The sequence below is a fragment of the Pseudomonas putida genome (assembly GCF_028682455.1).
Taxonomy (GTDB): Bacteria; Pseudomonadota; Gammaproteobacteria; order Pseudomonadales; family Pseudomonadaceae; genus Aquipseudomonas; species Aquipseudomonas putida_AA.
In genome coordinates, this window is sequence record NZ_JANHLD010000004.1 from 398,809 (window position 1) to 412,385 (window position 13,577).

Sequence of the window (13,577 nt, forward strand, 5' to 3'; positions counted from 1 at the left end):
CTGATCGCGGGGCAAGCCCGCTCCCACCAATGCCTGTGGGAGCGGGCTTGCCCCGCGACGTTTTTGTTACTTCTTGGCCTGCTCGTACAACGGCATCACCTTGGGAATCGCCGCCTGCAACGAAGCCTGGCGGCTGGCGGACGCCGGGTGAGTGCTCATGAACTCAGGCTGCGAGCCACCCGATGCCTGGGCCATCTTGTCCCACAGGGTGATCGCCGCATTCGGGTTGTAGCCGGCACGGGCCGCCAGCTCCAGGCCAATCAGGTCGGCCTCGTTCTCGTTGGCACGGCTGTTGGGCAGGGTCATGCTGTACTGCACCACGGTGTCGGCCAGCGCCAGGCTGTCCTGGCCCAGGCCCAGCAGGGCACCCGCGCCGGAGCGCGCCATCTGGATGCCATAGGCCTTGGACATGGCTTCACGACCGTGCTCACGCAGGGCGTGGGCGATTTCGTGGCCCATGACCGCGGCAATCTCGTCATCGGTCAGCTTGAGCTTGTCGATCAGGCCTGTGTAGAAAAAGATCTTGCCGCCCGGGCCGCAGTTCGCGTTGAGCTCGTCGCTCTTGATCAGGTTGACCTCCCAGTTCCACTGCGCCGCATCCGGGCGGAACTTGGGAGCCTGGGCAATCAGACGGTCGGCAATCACCTGCACGCGCTTGGCAGTAGCGCTGGTCTTGTCGACGGCGCCCTGGCTCGAGGCTTCGCTCAGGGTCTGCTGGTAGGACTGCGCATACATCTGGTTGACCTCATCGGTCGACAGCATGCTGAACATATATTGCTGACGCTCGACACCCACGGCGCCGCCGCTGGTGGTGTTCACTGCCTGGCATCCAGAAAGCAGCACGCTGGCGCTCAGGGCGCCAATTACAAAAGACTTACGCATGAAAACACTCCATTCGAACATGCCGCGTATCCTAGGCCGACTCGATTGAGCCCGCCACATCCCGGACAAAGAATTCTCCAGACGGCGCTCATGCTTTGACCTGCACGGGCCGATAACGCAAGGCAGACGAATTTTCTTGCGCGTGGAGCCTTTAATGAAGTTCAGGTCGATCCAGTTTTCCGTCGCAGCCCTTGCCGGCGCCATTGTGCTGAGCATAGTCGCCGCCCTGGTGCTCTACGCGGTGTACTCGGGCCAGCGTACCCAGGAGCTGGTGCAAACCCGCACCCAGCAGCAGTTCGAGGCAGTGATCGAGCAGCGCCTGACGGCCCTGGCCCGCACCCAGGTCAGTGAAATCCAGCGCGGCCTGGAAGCGCCCCTGTTGATCGCCCACGGGCTGGCCACCACCAACGCCATGCTGGGCATGAAGGATGCCAGCGGCAAACCCCAACTGGTGATCGAGCGCCAGCAACTGATCGCCCTGCTCAAGCAGACGGCCGTGACCAATCCGCTGATCCTGGGCACTTACCTGGGCTGGGAAGCCGGCGCCCTGGATAACGACGACAGCCGCTTCGTGGGTTCCTCCATCATCGGTATCGACAACGCCACCGGCCGCTTCCTGCCCTGGTGGTTCCGCAACGATGACGGCAGCCTGGGCCAGGACAAACTGGCCGACGTCAACGACCAGACCATCCTCGCCACCGGCGTACGCGCCAGCGAGTACTACCTGTGCCCGCGGGAGTCGAAGAAGGCCTGCGTGATCGACCCGGCACCCTACGAAGTCGGCAACAAGGTGGTAATGCTCGCCTCCTTCGTCGAACCCATCATGATCGACGGCACCTTCCAGGGCATCGCCGGTGCCGACCTGTCGGTGAACTTCATCCAGGAACTGCTCAATACAGCCGACCATCAACTCTATGACGGTGCAGGCGAACTGGCACTGGTGTCCGGCAACGGCCGCCTGGTGGCCTTCACCAAAGACCCGGGCAAGTTCGGCGCGAAAGCCAGCGAGGTGCTCGACGCCAGCGTCGCCAGCACCTTGAGCCAGCTCAGTGGTGAAACCCTGCGCTACCAGGTCGATCAAGCGGCCGGACGCATCGAGCTGTACCTGCCCTTCAAGATCGGCAATACCGACGCCCGCTGGACCCTGCTGCTGGAGTTGCCGCTGAGCGCGGTGATGGCCGACGTCAATAAACTGCAGGACGAACTCAGCAACCAGCGCCGCACCGACCTCACCGGCATGACCGTGGTGGGCCTGGGTATCGCGGCCCTGGGCCTGCTGGTGATCTGGCTGCTGGCCCACGGCATCGCCCGGCCGCTGCGCCAGATGGTGGCCATGCTCGATGACATCGCCCAGGGCGAAGGCGATCTGACTCGCCGCCTGACCAGCGACCGTGCCGATGAGCTGGGCTCGATCGCCAAGGGCTTCAACACCTTCCTGAGCAAGTTGCAGGCGATGATCAGCCAGGTGGTGGCCTCGGTGCAGAAGGTCAGCGACTCCTCGGAGCACACCGCCGACATCGCCATCCGCACCAACCAGGGCGTGCACAAGCAGATGGCCGAGATCGACCTGGTGGCCACCGCCGTGCACGAAATGACCGCCACCGCCCAGGATGTGGCACGCAATGCTACCCATGCCGCCCAGGCGGCCAGCAACGCCGACCAGGCGGCCCACCAGGGCCTGCAGATCGTGCGCGATACGTCCCACTCGATCAGCGCCCTGGCCGAAGAAATCGGCCGGGCGGTAGGCGTGGTACAAACCCTGGCCCGCGACAGCGAGAACATCAACGCGATCCTCACCGCCATCCGCGCGATTGCCGAGCAGACCAACCTGCTGGCCCTCAACGCGGCCATCGAGGCGGCGCGGGCGGGCGAACAGGGCCGGGGCTTTGCGGTGGTGGCCGACGAGGTGCGCAACCTGGCGCAGAAAACCCAGCAGGCCACCGAAGAAATCCAGCAGATGATCCAGCAGCTGCAGCAAGGCACCCGCGATGTGGTGCGGGTAATGGAAGACAGCCAGGGCAAGACCGACGACAGCGTGCAACAGGCCGCCCGCGCCGCCCAGGCGCTGGAGAGCATCACCCAGGCAGTGTCGGTGATCAACGACATGAACACCCAGATCGCCAGTGCGGCCGAAGAACAGAGCGCGGTGGCCGAAGACATCAACCGCAATGTGATCAATATCGGCCAGGTGGCCAACGAGGTGGCCGGCGGGGCGGACGAGTCCAGCACTGCCAGTGCCGAACTGACCAAGCTGGCCGAGCAACAGCGGCGGTTGATCAATCAGTTCAGGGTTTGAACTCATCGCGGGGCAAGCCCGCGCCTACAGCAGGGAGATCTCAGGCCGGGGTCAGGCACTCTGGCCCATTGAGCTTCGGATCATTCACGAAGTTGGCCAGCACCCGCTCACGCAACGGCGCCTGGGTGCTGGCCAGCAATTCATACAGCCGCGCCGGCGATGTCTCCGGGTCCAGCCACAGCGCCTGCCCTGCGGCATCGAGGATCAGCGGTCGACGCTGGTTCAACGCCGCCTGAGTCACCACCGCCGTGCTCAACCAGACCTGGTCCTGCACCGGGTACGCCTCCCAGATCGCCGCAAAGAACAGTGACGAGCCTTCCCCCGGTGTCAACCAGTAGGGGCGCTTGCGCTGGGTGCCGCGCCACTCGTAGAAACCATTGGCCGGCATCAGGCAGCGGCGCAGGCGAAAGGCCTCGCGAAACATCGGCTGCTCGGCCAGGGTCTCGGCCCGGGCATGGGCGGGTGTGCGCGAGAGGTCCGTGAGCCAGGCCGGGGTCAATCCCCAGCGCGCTCGCGCGAGTGCCGGCTGGCCGTCGAGCTGGCGCTGGATGAGTACCGAATTACCGGGAGAAATGTTCCATTGCGCCTGCTGGTCGGTCGGAAACCCCGGCAATGCTGCAAAGGCGGGAGACCAGCGAAACAGCGCATAACGTCCACACATGAGGAATAAAGACCTAGCAAATCAGGGTTCCGGGAATGTTCTCCGGCTCGTCGCCAGCCAGTGGCTGGGCGGCATTGTACGCGGCGATCAACTGGCGTGCGTAATCGGCCTGCTCATCCGCCACCGCCAGCCCCAGAAGGCCCTGCATCGGCAGATCGCCCATGGCGCCGATCAGGTCGCGCCCCACCAGGTGCACTGCGACGCCCTCGCTATCGAGCATACCGATCAGCATTTGCGCTTCCAGCAGACTTTCCGGCTCATAGATTCGTTGCATCAGTCGTTCTCACCGTAGACATCGAGCATCCATTCGTCACCATGCACCTGTAGAACAAAGCGGATGGGCTTGCAGCACACCTGGCAGTCCTCGATGTATTCCTGATCGCCACCGGACAGATCTACCGTCGTCTCAACTTCTTCACCGCAATAAGGACAATCGTAGAACGCAGCTTCGAGCATCGCGGCCTCCACAGTGACTTGTGCGTATAATTGCCGGTCTATTTACAGGACCTGCGCGTGTTCGAGCCGTTTTTCGAGCCCCGGCCCTACCTATTACCCTAGCCGTTTCCAACAAGAGAGCATGATGGGCGAATTCGATGCCATCCGACCGTACGACGACGCTGAGGTCCCTGCCGTTCTGGCACGCCTGCTCAGCGACCCGGCATTCCTCGATATCCTCACCCACTTCCGCTTCCCGCGCATGGCTGGCGCCTTCGGCTGGCTGCTCAAGCCGCTGATCGCCCGGCGCCTGCGCAAAGAGTTCGCCGGGGTCAGCTGTGTCTCGACCCTGCAGGACAAGGTCGAGTACTACGTCGACCACACCATCGAGCGAGCCACCGACGGGGTGACCTACACCGGCGTCGAGCTGCTCAAGTCCGGTACCGCCTACCTGTTCCTGGCCAACCACCGCGACATCGTCATGGACCCGGCCTTCGTCAACTATGCCGTGTACCACGCCGGCCTGCCGACGCCACGGATCGCCATCGGCGACAACCTGCTGCAAAAGCCGTTCGTCAGCGACATGATGCGTCTGAACAAGAGCTTCATCGTTCACCGCTCGATCACCGGTCGCCGGGAGAAACTCGCCGCCTACCAGCTGCTGTCGGCGTACATCAATCATTCGATTCGCAACGACGGCCAGTCGATCTGGATTGCCCAGGCCGAAGGCCGGGCCAAGGACGGCGACGATCGCACCGATTCGGCGATCCTCAAAATGTTCCACATGAGCCGCAAGGACGAGCCGTTCGGCGCAGTGATCCAGTCGCTGAACCTGAGCCCGGTGTCGATCAGCTACGAATACGATCCGTGCGACCAGGCCAAGGCGCGAGAGCTGTACATCCGCGCCACCACTGGCACCTACAGCAAGGCACCGGGTGAAGATGACCTGAGCATCGCTCAGGGCATTACCGGCTACAAGGGGCGGGTCCACATCAACTTCGCACCACCGGTGACCGCGTTCTTCGAGGACACCAAGCAACTGGCGGCGGAAATCGACCGGCAGATTCTGGGCGGCTACCGGTTGTTCCCGGCGCATTACCTGGCGTATGCGCAGTGGGCCGATGCCGATCCCGCGCTGGATGTGCCCAAGGCTGACAAGGTATTTGCGGCCGACGAACTGGCCCGTGCCCAGGCCGAATGGCAGCGCCGCCTGGACGCCTGCCCGGCCGAGCACCGGCCGTACCTGGTGTTGCAGTATGCGATGCCGGTGCGTAACCAGTATCGGGTCAAGGCAGGGTTGGCGCTTTGATGCAATCGCGTGGCAAGCCTGCGCCCACCTTGTGTGGGAGAGGGCTTGCCACGCGACGTATTACACCCAGGTACTGAACCAGGACAGCAACAAGGCCAATGCCAGGAAGGCAAAACCCAGGATGTAGTAGAAACGGTTGATACGCAGGGTCATGCCGTCGACCACTGCCTCGTCGCTCACAGCACCCGCCAGGGCCTGGGCCTCGCGGCGTCGGGCACTGTGCAGCAACAGGCCGCCAGGGCAGGTAATCAGCAACGCCAGCACGTTGATCAGCTTGGCCGGATGGGCAGCAATCAGCGCCCAGAGCATTTGCAACGACATTACACAACCTCGAAGTCATACATCGGCGGGCATTCTACCCAAGCCTCGGTGCAAGTCCCGTCCTTTTCGACCAACGACCAGCATCGTCACACGATCGTCATCCTCACGCGCGAACATACCGGCCCTCGTGACCAAACGGAGCTTGTCATGCTGCACGCCGAAAACCAGGACCGCCTCTACCTGATCGCACCAAGCGATGAACAGCAAGCGCTGATCGACGGCCTGGCCTTCAATGTCCAGGACCGCCAATGGCTGGTGTATTGCGCCCTCGGCGGCCACTCCCACGATGACCTGCCAGAGGTCGACGGCCAGACCGGCATCAGCGTGCTGGACTTCTACGTCGAAGCGGCCTGAAGTCCGCGCAAAAAGAAGCCCGATGCCTGCAGAACAGGCATCGGGCTTTTTTTGTGCGTCGGGTTTACTCGCCCAGGATCTGACCGATGGCCTGGTCCTTGAACAGGCGAGTCAAGGCGTCGCTCAGTACGTCGCTGACCAGCTTGGTGTTGGTTTCCTGGTTGGGTGCCATGCCGAAGCGCTGGTCCAGGGAGGCGCCGTAGCGGCCGCTATAGCGTCGGTTGGCATTGGACACGTCGGCCTTGAAGGTCGCGCCGATGGTGGCTTCGGTCACGTACATGCCTTCCTTGGGCGACTGGTACTTGAGCTCGGCCAGGGTCACGGTCAACTGCGGGGCGTTGTAGGCGTTCGGGGTGGGGGTGAAGCCGAGCAGGCGCACTGCCGCTTCGGCCTGTGCCTGCAGCTTGGGCAGGATATCGTTGCCGGTCACGGTGATGGCGCTGGTTTCAGGGTACAGGCCACCACGGGTGCCCAGGGTTTGTGTACCACGCCCGTCAACCACCTTGACCACCACGGGCTGGCCGTGGCCTACCGGGGCAAGCTGGGCGGTGAGTTTGGGCTGCGGGCTGAGCTGTTGCGGGCTGTGGGCACAACCGACCAGGGTCAGACTGGTCACCGCGATCAAACCGAACAACAAACGTTGCAACATGCTCATCTCTCCAGAATAGGCAGCAAAGGCCGCCAGTATAACCAGCACTACGCGGCCCAGCCATCAGCCTGCCACTGCTGATTGAGACCGCCCGGCAAGCCTGCGGTTCGCTGTCACAATCGTTTCATCACCCCACGGCTATGCTGGCGCCCAGAACACTGAACGAGGTATCACGTCATGTCCCGGTTCTGGACTTCACTGTTTGGCCGCACGCCCATGCGCAGCTTCGCCCGCCTCGACAAGCAGGGCCATTGCCTGGCGTTCAAGCAATGCACGGTGCAACCCAGTGGCGACGATTGGGTGGAAATCGACGAAATTCGCCTGGCCTGGCTCAACCGCCCCCTGCCCGCCAGCGCACGGGTTTGCCCGCCTGCGCGCGGCAACTGGGTGCAGCGCAGCTTGGCCGCCTGACGGCTGCTTCAATAAAAGTCGCTAATAAAGATCATTTCTGCCCGCGACATCGTTATAATCTCCCCCCGATTATAAGGACGTCTCCTGATCGGGCCTCGCAGCACCGCCAATGTTCATCATTGCGCATCCTCCGCACCGCCCACAGAGAGCCTTCCACACAGGTCTTGCACCAGCCAGCGTGCCTGCGTCATTCGGCCCTCTGCTCTGCCTGAACCTGCCAGGTCTGCCATCGCGCAGTCCTTTTTGAGGTTCACGACTCCAAAAGAGCGTGAAAAAACGGGTTTTCACAACTTCACGAGAGTGTGGCGAGCAATGAACAGTCTGGCATGTGCAAAAGCACCTAAAGTGTCCCGAACAGCCCTGAACAGCTGGCAAACGTGCTCATCCAGGATGAGTGCCTGAGGCCGGTCCATAACGCACGACGGACACCTTGACCATAAGTCGAATTGCCGCACCGGCCTTAAAATGCGTTCATAGGCAACGCAAAGCCCGGTTGGCGGTGTCCGCTGAAGTTGCAAAAACTGCGAAGAATCGGACATGGCGATCCTGGCAAAGCCAAGGATCCTATGCTGTCAATTTGGTGCTGTAGATTTTGGAGACGCGTTAATGGCGCAGAACGAAGCAGTCGATGTAGTACTGGTGGGGGCAGGCATCATGAGTGCCACCCTGGCCGTACTGCTCAAGGAACTCGACCCGGCAATCAAGCTGGAAGTCGTCGAGTTGATGGATTCGGGTGCCGCGGAAAGTTCCAACCCGTGGAACAACGCCGGGACCGGCCATGCCGGGCTGTGTGAACTGAACTACACGCCGCAGGCCGCCGACGGCAGCATCGACATCAAGAAAGCGGTGCACATCAACACCCAGTTCGAGGTATCCCGGCAGTTCTGGGCCTACCTGAGCAAGAAAGGCGCATTCAGCTCGCCACGGGCGTTCATCAACCCTGTGCCCCACCTGAGCTATGTCGAAGGCGAGAAAGGCATCAGCTTCCTGAAGAAGCGCTTCGAGCTGCTCAAGCAGCACCATGCCTTCTCCGAGATGGAATACACCGAAGACAAAGCGGTGATGAACGAGTGGATGCCGCTGATGATGCCGGGTCGCCCTGCCGACCAGAAAATCGCCGCCACCCGCGTCATGAAAGGCACCGACGTCAACTTCGGAGCCCTGACCAACAAGCTGCTCAAGCACCTGGCCAACGCGCCGGATGCCCAGGTCAAGTACTGCAAGCGTGTCACCGGCCTGCGCCGTAACGACAGCGGCTGGACCGTCAGCATCAAGGACGTCAACAGCGGCAGCAGCCGCGAAGTCGACGCCCGCTTCGTGTTCCTCGGCGCCGGTGGCGCGGCCCTGCCGCTGCTGCAAGCTTCGGGTATCGAAGAAAGCAAAGGCTTTGGTGGTTTCCCGGTCAGCGGCCAGTGGCTGCGCTGCGACAACCCGGAAGTGGTCAAGAAGCACCAGGCCAAGGTCTACAGCCAGGCGGCCGTCGGCTCGCCTCCGATGTCGGTGCCGCATCTGGACACCCGCGTCGTCGACGGCAAGACTTCGCTGCTGTTCGGCCCCTATGCCGGCTTCACCACCAAGTTCCTCAAGCACGGCTCGTTCCTCGACCTGCCGCTGTCGGTGCGCATGGGCAACATCGGCCCAATGCTGGCCGTGGCCCGCGACAACATGGACCTGACCAAGTACCTGGTCAGCGAAGTCATGCAGTCGATGGAGCAGCGCCTTGATTCCCTGCGTCGCTTCTACCCCGAGGCGAAAGCCGAGGACTGGCGCCTGGAAGTGGCTGGCCAGCGCGTGCAGATCATCAAGAAAGACCCGAAAAAAGGTGGCGTCCTGCAGTTCGGTACCGAACTGGTGGCAGCCAAGGACGGCACCCTGGCCGCCCTGCTCGGTGCATCCCCGGGTGCCTCGGTGACTGTGTCGATCATGCTCGAGCTGATCGAACGCTGCTTCCCCGAGCAGACCAAGGGCGCCTGGGCCGCCAAGCTCAAGGAAATTTTCCCGGCCCGCGAAAAGGTCCTGGCCGCCGACGCTGCGCTGTATCGCAAGATCAGCGCACACAACGACGAGGTCCTGGGCCTGGTCGAAAACAGCCCGGCGCAGAACTACGCGTAACGCACCGGCATAAAAAAACGCCCTTCGGGGCGTTTTTTTATGGGCGCGATGAAATCAGCCGCGGGCCTTGTCGATGATCTCGATGTACTCGGCGGCATTGCGCTGGTCGCGGATCTGGTCGACGAAGGTCTTGCCGTGCTCGTCCTTGCCATCCAGGTCCAGCCCGGCTTCGACGAAGAACCCGACAAAGCGCTCGAAGTCATCGATACGCAGACCGCGGTAGGCCTTGACCAGCTTGTGCAGCGAAGGCGAAGTCGCATCAGCCGGTTCGAACTGCAGGAAGGATTTGACGTACTCGTCGCTGATCTCATCCCCAATCACTTGCTTCTTGTCTTTACGCATTACCGACTCCAACTGAACCATCACGGACATTTTCACGGGCCGGCAGTTTACCCCTGCCCTGCCCCGGCGCTCAACGCGCGCGTACGGCCCCGGTGTGCAGATCGGCCCAGACATGGCCGTTGGGGTAGCTGAGGAACTGCACATAGACGGTGTCGTGACGCAGCAGGTCGAGAATCACCGCGTACTGACCGAGCGGATAGTTCAGGCTCAGGGTTTTGCTCTTGCCGTCGAACACCGGTTTTTTCAGGCTTTTGCTTTCGCCGTCGAAGGTGATCAGCACCTGGCTCAGGGTGGCCCCCTTGCTCAACGGCTTGCCCTTGAGGCGCAGTGTCACCGGCGACGTGACCGGAATGGGCTGCTGGTTGGACTGGCGCTGGTTGCCGATCACCACCGAGTAGCTGGTGACTTGCAGCAACTGCTGGGTTTCGACGGCCTCCTGACGCAGGGACAGGTCGTCCGGTGGCAGGAACTGGTTGTGCAAGGGGGCAGCCGCCAGGGGCATGCTCAACAACAGAAGAAGAGGGGCAATCGCACGCATGACAGGCTCCTTGGGGCGGCCCGGCACTTTAGCAGATTGTGCATTGTGGGAGCGGGCCTGCCCCGCGATTGCGATCCATCAGCCACATCGCATCGTGGCGCAAGCCCGCTCCTACATTGGAATCAGTCGAACTGCGCGCGCATCCAGGCTTGGTACTGCGCCACGCCCGGCTCACCTTCACGGGGCGCCCAGCTGGCCAGCTCACCCTCGCCGACGGGACGATAGGGACCAGACTTGCACTCGAACATCATGCTGTCCGCTTCCAGAACCACCAGGCCATGGAAGGTGCCGGGCGCCAGGTCGACACCCAGGCAGTCGCCACCGGCCTCCAGCACCCGCTTGTCGAGCACCGTGCCCTGCTCATCGAAGATCAGCAGGCCCAGCTTGCCGCGCAGCACGATCAGGCATTCGGCCTTGTCGGCCGACAGGTGTCGGTGCGGAGGAATATAGGTAGAAGGCTGCAGCCCCACCGCCATACGGTGGCAAGGCTCCTCCATCTCGTGGAAGTTGTGATGCTGGCGACCACGGGGGTTGGCCGCCGAGTTGGCAGCCAGCTCGGCAAACAACGATTGATCGAGAAAACCGGGCTGGCGCATGAATCAGAGTCCTTTGACGGCAAAGATACCGTTGGCGTTGCGCCAGTAACCCTTGTAGTCCATGCCATAGCCGAACACGTATCGGTCGACGCAGCTCAAGCCGCAGAAATCGGCCTTGAGCTCGGCGCTGGCCTTGCGGTCGTGGTCCTTGTCGATCAGTACGGCGGTATGCACAGCACGGGCACCGGCATGTTTACAGAAGTCGATAATGGCACTGAGGGTATGACCCTCGTCAAGAATGTCATCGATGATCAGCACGTCGCGATCGATGAACGAGACTTCCGGCTTGGCCTTCCAGAACAGATCGCCACCGCTGGTCTGATTGCGATAGCGCGTGGCGTGCAGGTAGGAGGATTCGAGCGGGAACTGCAGGTGGGTGAGCAGTTTGCCGGCGAAGATCAAGCCACCGTTCATCACACAGAACACCACCGGGTTGCGCTCGGCGAGCACGTCGCTGATCTGCGCGCCAACGCGAGCAATGGCGGCCTCGACTTCGGCTTCGGTGTACAGGCAGTCAGCCTCTCGCATGACTTGACGGATATGCTCGAGATCAGCGGACATGGCGCTCTCCAAGGGGCAGCAATTGAGAAAAGCGGGCAAAGGTACGCATCCGGGGGCGCCAGATCAAGCATTTATGGACTAACGTCCAGAATGCCTATAGGACACAGGTGGCTGAATAGATTAATCTACCGCCGTTTTTTTGCCCGCCCCCGGAGCCTTTCCCTATGCCTACCCTCGAGATCCGCCATCCGCTGATCCGTCACAAGCTCGGCCTGATGCGCCGTGCCGATATCAGCACCAAGAACTTTCGCGAACTCGCCCAGGAAGTCGGCACGCTCCTGACCTACGAAGCCACCCAGGACCTGCCACTGGAAACCTACGAGATCGACGGTTGGTGCGGCAAGGTCCAGGTCGAGAAAATCGCCGGCAAGAAGATTACTGTAGTACCGATCCTGCGCGCTGGCATCGGCATGCTCGATGGTGTGCTCAGCCTGATTCCTGGCGCCAAGGTCAGTGCCGTGGGCGTTGCCCGCAACGAGGAAACCCTCGAGGCGCATACCTACCTGGAAAAACTCGCCCCGGAAATCGACGAGCGCCTGGCGCTGATCATCGACCCGATGCTGGCCACCGGCGGCTCGATGGTAGCCACCATCGACCTGCTCAAGAAAGCCGGGTGCAAGGATATCCGCGCCATGGTCCTGGTTGCCGCGCCCGAAGGCATCGCCGTGGTCGAAAAAGCGCACCCGGACGTACAGATCTACACCGCCTCGATCGACGAACGCCTGAATGAACACGGCTACATCATCCCGGGCCTGGGCGATGCTGGCGACAAGATCTTCGGCACCAAGCAGAAGGACGCCTGAGCATGCAGCAGGAGTTCAACGACCCGCTCTGGCGCCAGGTCCTCTCTGGCGCACAGATGCTGTTCGTCGCCTTTGGCGCATTGGTGCTGATGCCGCTGATCACCGGCCTCGATCCTAACGTCGCGTTGTTCACTGCGGGTCTGGGAACTCTGCTGTTTCAGCTGGTGACCGGCCGTCAGGTTCCGGTCTTCCTGGCTTCGAGCTTTGCCTTCATCACTCCGATCATCCTCGCCAAGGGCCAGTTCGGCCTGGCCGAGACCATGGGCGGGGTCATGGCTGCCGGGTTCGTCTACACCTTCCTGGGCCTGGCAGTGAAGATCAAGGGCACAGGCTTCATCGACCGCCTGCTGCCGCCCGTGGTAATCGGCCCGGTGATCATCTCCATTGGCCTGGCCATGGCGCCGATTGCGGCCAACATGGCAATGGGCAAGGCCGGTGACGGCACCGAGCTGCTGCCTTATGGCACCGCCATGATGATCTCGATGCCGGCCCTGCTGACCACCTTGATCGTCGCCGTGTTCGGCAAGGGCATCTTCCGCCTGGTACCGATCATCGCCGGCGTGCTGGTGGGCTTTGGCCTGTCGTTCTATTTCGGCGTGGTCGATACCGCCAAGATCGCCGCCGCCCCGTGGCTGGCCTTGCCGCACTTCACTGCGCCTGCGTTCAACTGGCAGGCGATCCTGTTCATCGTTCCGGTTGCCCTGGCACCGGCCATCGAGCATATCGGCGGCGTGATCGCCGTGGGCAGCGTGACCGGCCGCGACTACTTGAAGAAGCCCGGCCTGCATCGCACCCTGCTCGGCGACGGTATCGCCACCACCACTGCAGGCTTGTTCGGCGGCCCGCCCAACACCACCTACGCCGAAGTGACGGGCGCAGTGATGCTGACCAAGAACTACAACCCGAAGATCATGACCTGGGCGGCGATTTTCGCCATCACCCTGGCCTTCATCGGCAAGTTCGGCGCGCTGCTGCAGAGCATTCCGGTGCCGGTGATGGGCGGCATCCTCTGCCTGTTGTTCGGCTCGATCGCGGCGGTGGGCATGAACACCATGATTCGCCACAAGATCGACCTGGGCGAAGCCCGCAACCTGGTGATCGTCTCGGTGACACTAGTGTTCGGTATCGGTGGGGTACTGGTGGGTAGCGGCACGGGCCCGGATGACTGGGGCTTGAAGGGCATTGCCCTGTGCGCGGTGGTCGCCATTGCGCTGAACCTGCTGCTGCCGGGCAATGACGGCTGGAAGAACAAGGTTCAGGATTGAACAACTGCGTGGGGCAAGCCCGCTCCTACCGTGTAGGAGCGG

17 protein-coding genes and 1 pseudogene are annotated in these 13,577 nt (G+C 62.3%); 8 read left to right on the forward strand and 10 right to left on the reverse strand.

The annotated features are described in order from the left end of the window. Positions 1-66: 66 nt before the first annotated feature. On the reverse strand, positions 67-882 hold the full coding sequence (locus NPS58_RS24960; protein ID WP_274117921.1) for a M48 family metallopeptidase: 816 nt from the start codon (positions 880-882) through the stop codon (positions 67-69). Between the two features lie 1,237 nt (positions 883-2,119). Here NPS58_RS24960 and NPS58_RS29720 point away from each other — a divergent pair. Together NPS58_RS29720 and NPS58_RS29725 are read left to right on the forward strand one after the other, a co-directional pair. Then, positions 2,120-2,323: pseudogene (locus tag NPS58_RS29720) on the forward strand (HAMP domain-containing protein); the annotation flags it as partial. A 111-nt stretch (positions 2,324-2,434) separates the two neighbouring features. Continuing rightward, entirely contained in the window at positions 2,435-3,178 is a 744-nt protein-coding gene (locus NPS58_RS29725) for a methyl-accepting chemotaxis protein (RefSeq protein ID WP_425313146.1), read from the forward strand. Between the two features lie 40 nt (positions 3,179-3,218). Here NPS58_RS29725 and NPS58_RS24970 read toward each other — a convergent pair whose 3' ends face one another. The 3 genes from NPS58_RS24970 to NPS58_RS24980 are packed head-to-tail and all read right to left on the reverse strand — an operon-like array spanning position 3,219 to position 4,295. Next, entirely contained in the window at positions 3,219-3,839 is a 621-nt protein-coding gene (locus NPS58_RS24970) for an SOS response-associated peptidase (protein WP_274117923.1), read from the reverse strand. A gap of 13 nt (positions 3,840-3,852) precedes the next feature. Beyond that, a complete protein-coding gene (locus tag NPS58_RS24975; RefSeq protein WP_274117924.1) occupies positions 3,853-4,113 on the reverse strand; it encodes a putative signal transducing protein in 261 nt (86 codons plus the stop codon). Beyond that, positions 4,113-4,295: a CPXCG motif-containing cysteine-rich protein gene (locus NPS58_RS24980; protein ID WP_028944119.1), complete on the reverse strand. Its 183-nt coding sequence runs from the start codon at positions 4,293-4,295 to the stop codon at positions 4,113-4,115. The genes NPS58_RS24975 and NPS58_RS24980 overlap by 1 nt, the downstream gene beginning before the upstream one ends. A 121-nt stretch (positions 4,296-4,416) precedes the next feature. Here NPS58_RS24980 and NPS58_RS24985 point away from each other — a divergent pair, with 121 nt between their 5' ends. Continuing rightward, complete coding sequence (locus NPS58_RS24985; protein ID WP_274117925.1) at positions 4,417-5,583, forward strand: 1-acyl-sn-glycerol-3-phosphate acyltransferase; 1,167 nt, start codon at positions 4,417-4,419, stop codon at positions 5,581-5,583. A 60-nt stretch (positions 5,584-5,643) separates the two neighbouring features. On the opposite strand, the gene NPS58_RS24990 is transcribed toward NPS58_RS24985, so the two are convergent. After that, positions 5,644-5,904, reverse strand: coding sequence for a hypothetical protein (locus tag NPS58_RS24990; protein ID WP_028944117.1), 261 nt, complete (start codon positions 5,902-5,904; stop codon positions 5,644-5,646). A gap of 147 nt (positions 5,905-6,051) precedes the next feature. Between NPS58_RS24990 and NPS58_RS24995 the strand changes: the two genes are divergently transcribed. Then, positions 6,052-6,258, forward strand: coding sequence for a hypothetical protein (locus NPS58_RS24995; RefSeq protein WP_274117926.1), 207 nt, complete (start codon positions 6,052-6,054; stop codon positions 6,256-6,258). A 64-nt stretch (positions 6,259-6,322) separates the two neighbouring features. Here NPS58_RS24995 and NPS58_RS25000 read toward each other — a convergent pair whose 3' ends face one another. Further along, on the reverse strand, positions 6,323-6,907 hold the full coding sequence (locus NPS58_RS25000; protein WP_028944115.1) for a YajG family lipoprotein: 585 nt from the start codon (positions 6,905-6,907) through the stop codon (positions 6,323-6,325). Between the two features lie 177 nt (positions 6,908-7,084). On the opposite strand from NPS58_RS25000, the gene NPS58_RS25005 reads away from it, so the two are divergent. Both NPS58_RS25005 and mqo read left to right on the forward strand, forming a co-directional pair. Then, positions 7,085-7,318, forward strand: coding sequence for a hypothetical protein (locus NPS58_RS25005; RefSeq protein ID WP_274117927.1), 234 nt, complete (start codon positions 7,085-7,087; stop codon positions 7,316-7,318). Positions 7,319-7,924: 606 nt separating this feature from the next. Further along, positions 7,925-9,430: a malate dehydrogenase (quinone) gene (gene mqo, locus NPS58_RS25010; protein ID WP_274117928.1), complete on the forward strand. Its 1,506-nt coding sequence runs from the start codon at positions 7,925-7,927 to the stop codon at positions 9,428-9,430. Between the two features lie 54 nt (positions 9,431-9,484). Here the strand turns inward: mqo and NPS58_RS25015 are convergent, their stop codons facing one another. The 4 genes from NPS58_RS25015 to NPS58_RS25030 all read right to left on the reverse strand — a co-directional run bounded on the left by NPS58_RS25015 (position 9,485) and on the right by NPS58_RS25030 (position 11,467). Continuing rightward, positions 9,485-9,772: a PA4642 family protein gene (locus tag NPS58_RS25015; RefSeq protein ID WP_274117929.1), complete on the reverse strand. Its 288-nt coding sequence runs from the start codon at positions 9,770-9,772 to the stop codon at positions 9,485-9,487. A gap of 70 nt (positions 9,773-9,842) precedes the next feature. Then, positions 9,843-10,310, reverse strand: coding sequence for a hypothetical protein (locus NPS58_RS25020; RefSeq protein ID WP_274117930.1), 468 nt, complete (start codon positions 10,308-10,310; stop codon positions 9,843-9,845). A 122-nt stretch (positions 10,311-10,432) separates the two neighbouring features. Next, positions 10,433-10,906, reverse strand: a complete 474-nt coding sequence (locus tag NPS58_RS25025; protein WP_274117931.1) for a WbuC family cupin fold metalloprotein — start codon at positions 10,904-10,906, stop codon at positions 10,433-10,435. Positions 10,907-10,909: 3 nt separating this feature from the next. After that, on the reverse strand, positions 10,910-11,467 hold the full coding sequence (locus tag NPS58_RS25030; RefSeq protein WP_274117932.1) for a hypoxanthine-guanine phosphoribosyltransferase: 558 nt from the start codon (positions 11,465-11,467) through the stop codon (positions 10,910-10,912). Between the two features lie 164 nt (positions 11,468-11,631). Here NPS58_RS25030 and upp point away from each other — a divergent pair, with 164 nt between their 5' ends. Continuing rightward, positions 11,632-12,270, forward strand: coding sequence for a uracil phosphoribosyltransferase (gene upp, locus NPS58_RS25035; RefSeq protein WP_274117933.1), 639 nt, complete (start codon positions 11,632-11,634; stop codon positions 12,268-12,270). A gap of 2 nt (positions 12,271-12,272) precedes the next feature. Further along, positions 12,273-13,535, forward strand: coding sequence for a uracil-xanthine permease family protein (locus NPS58_RS25040; protein ID WP_274117934.1), 1,263 nt, complete (start codon positions 12,273-12,275; stop codon positions 13,533-13,535). Positions 13,536-13,577: the final 42 nt, after the last annotated feature.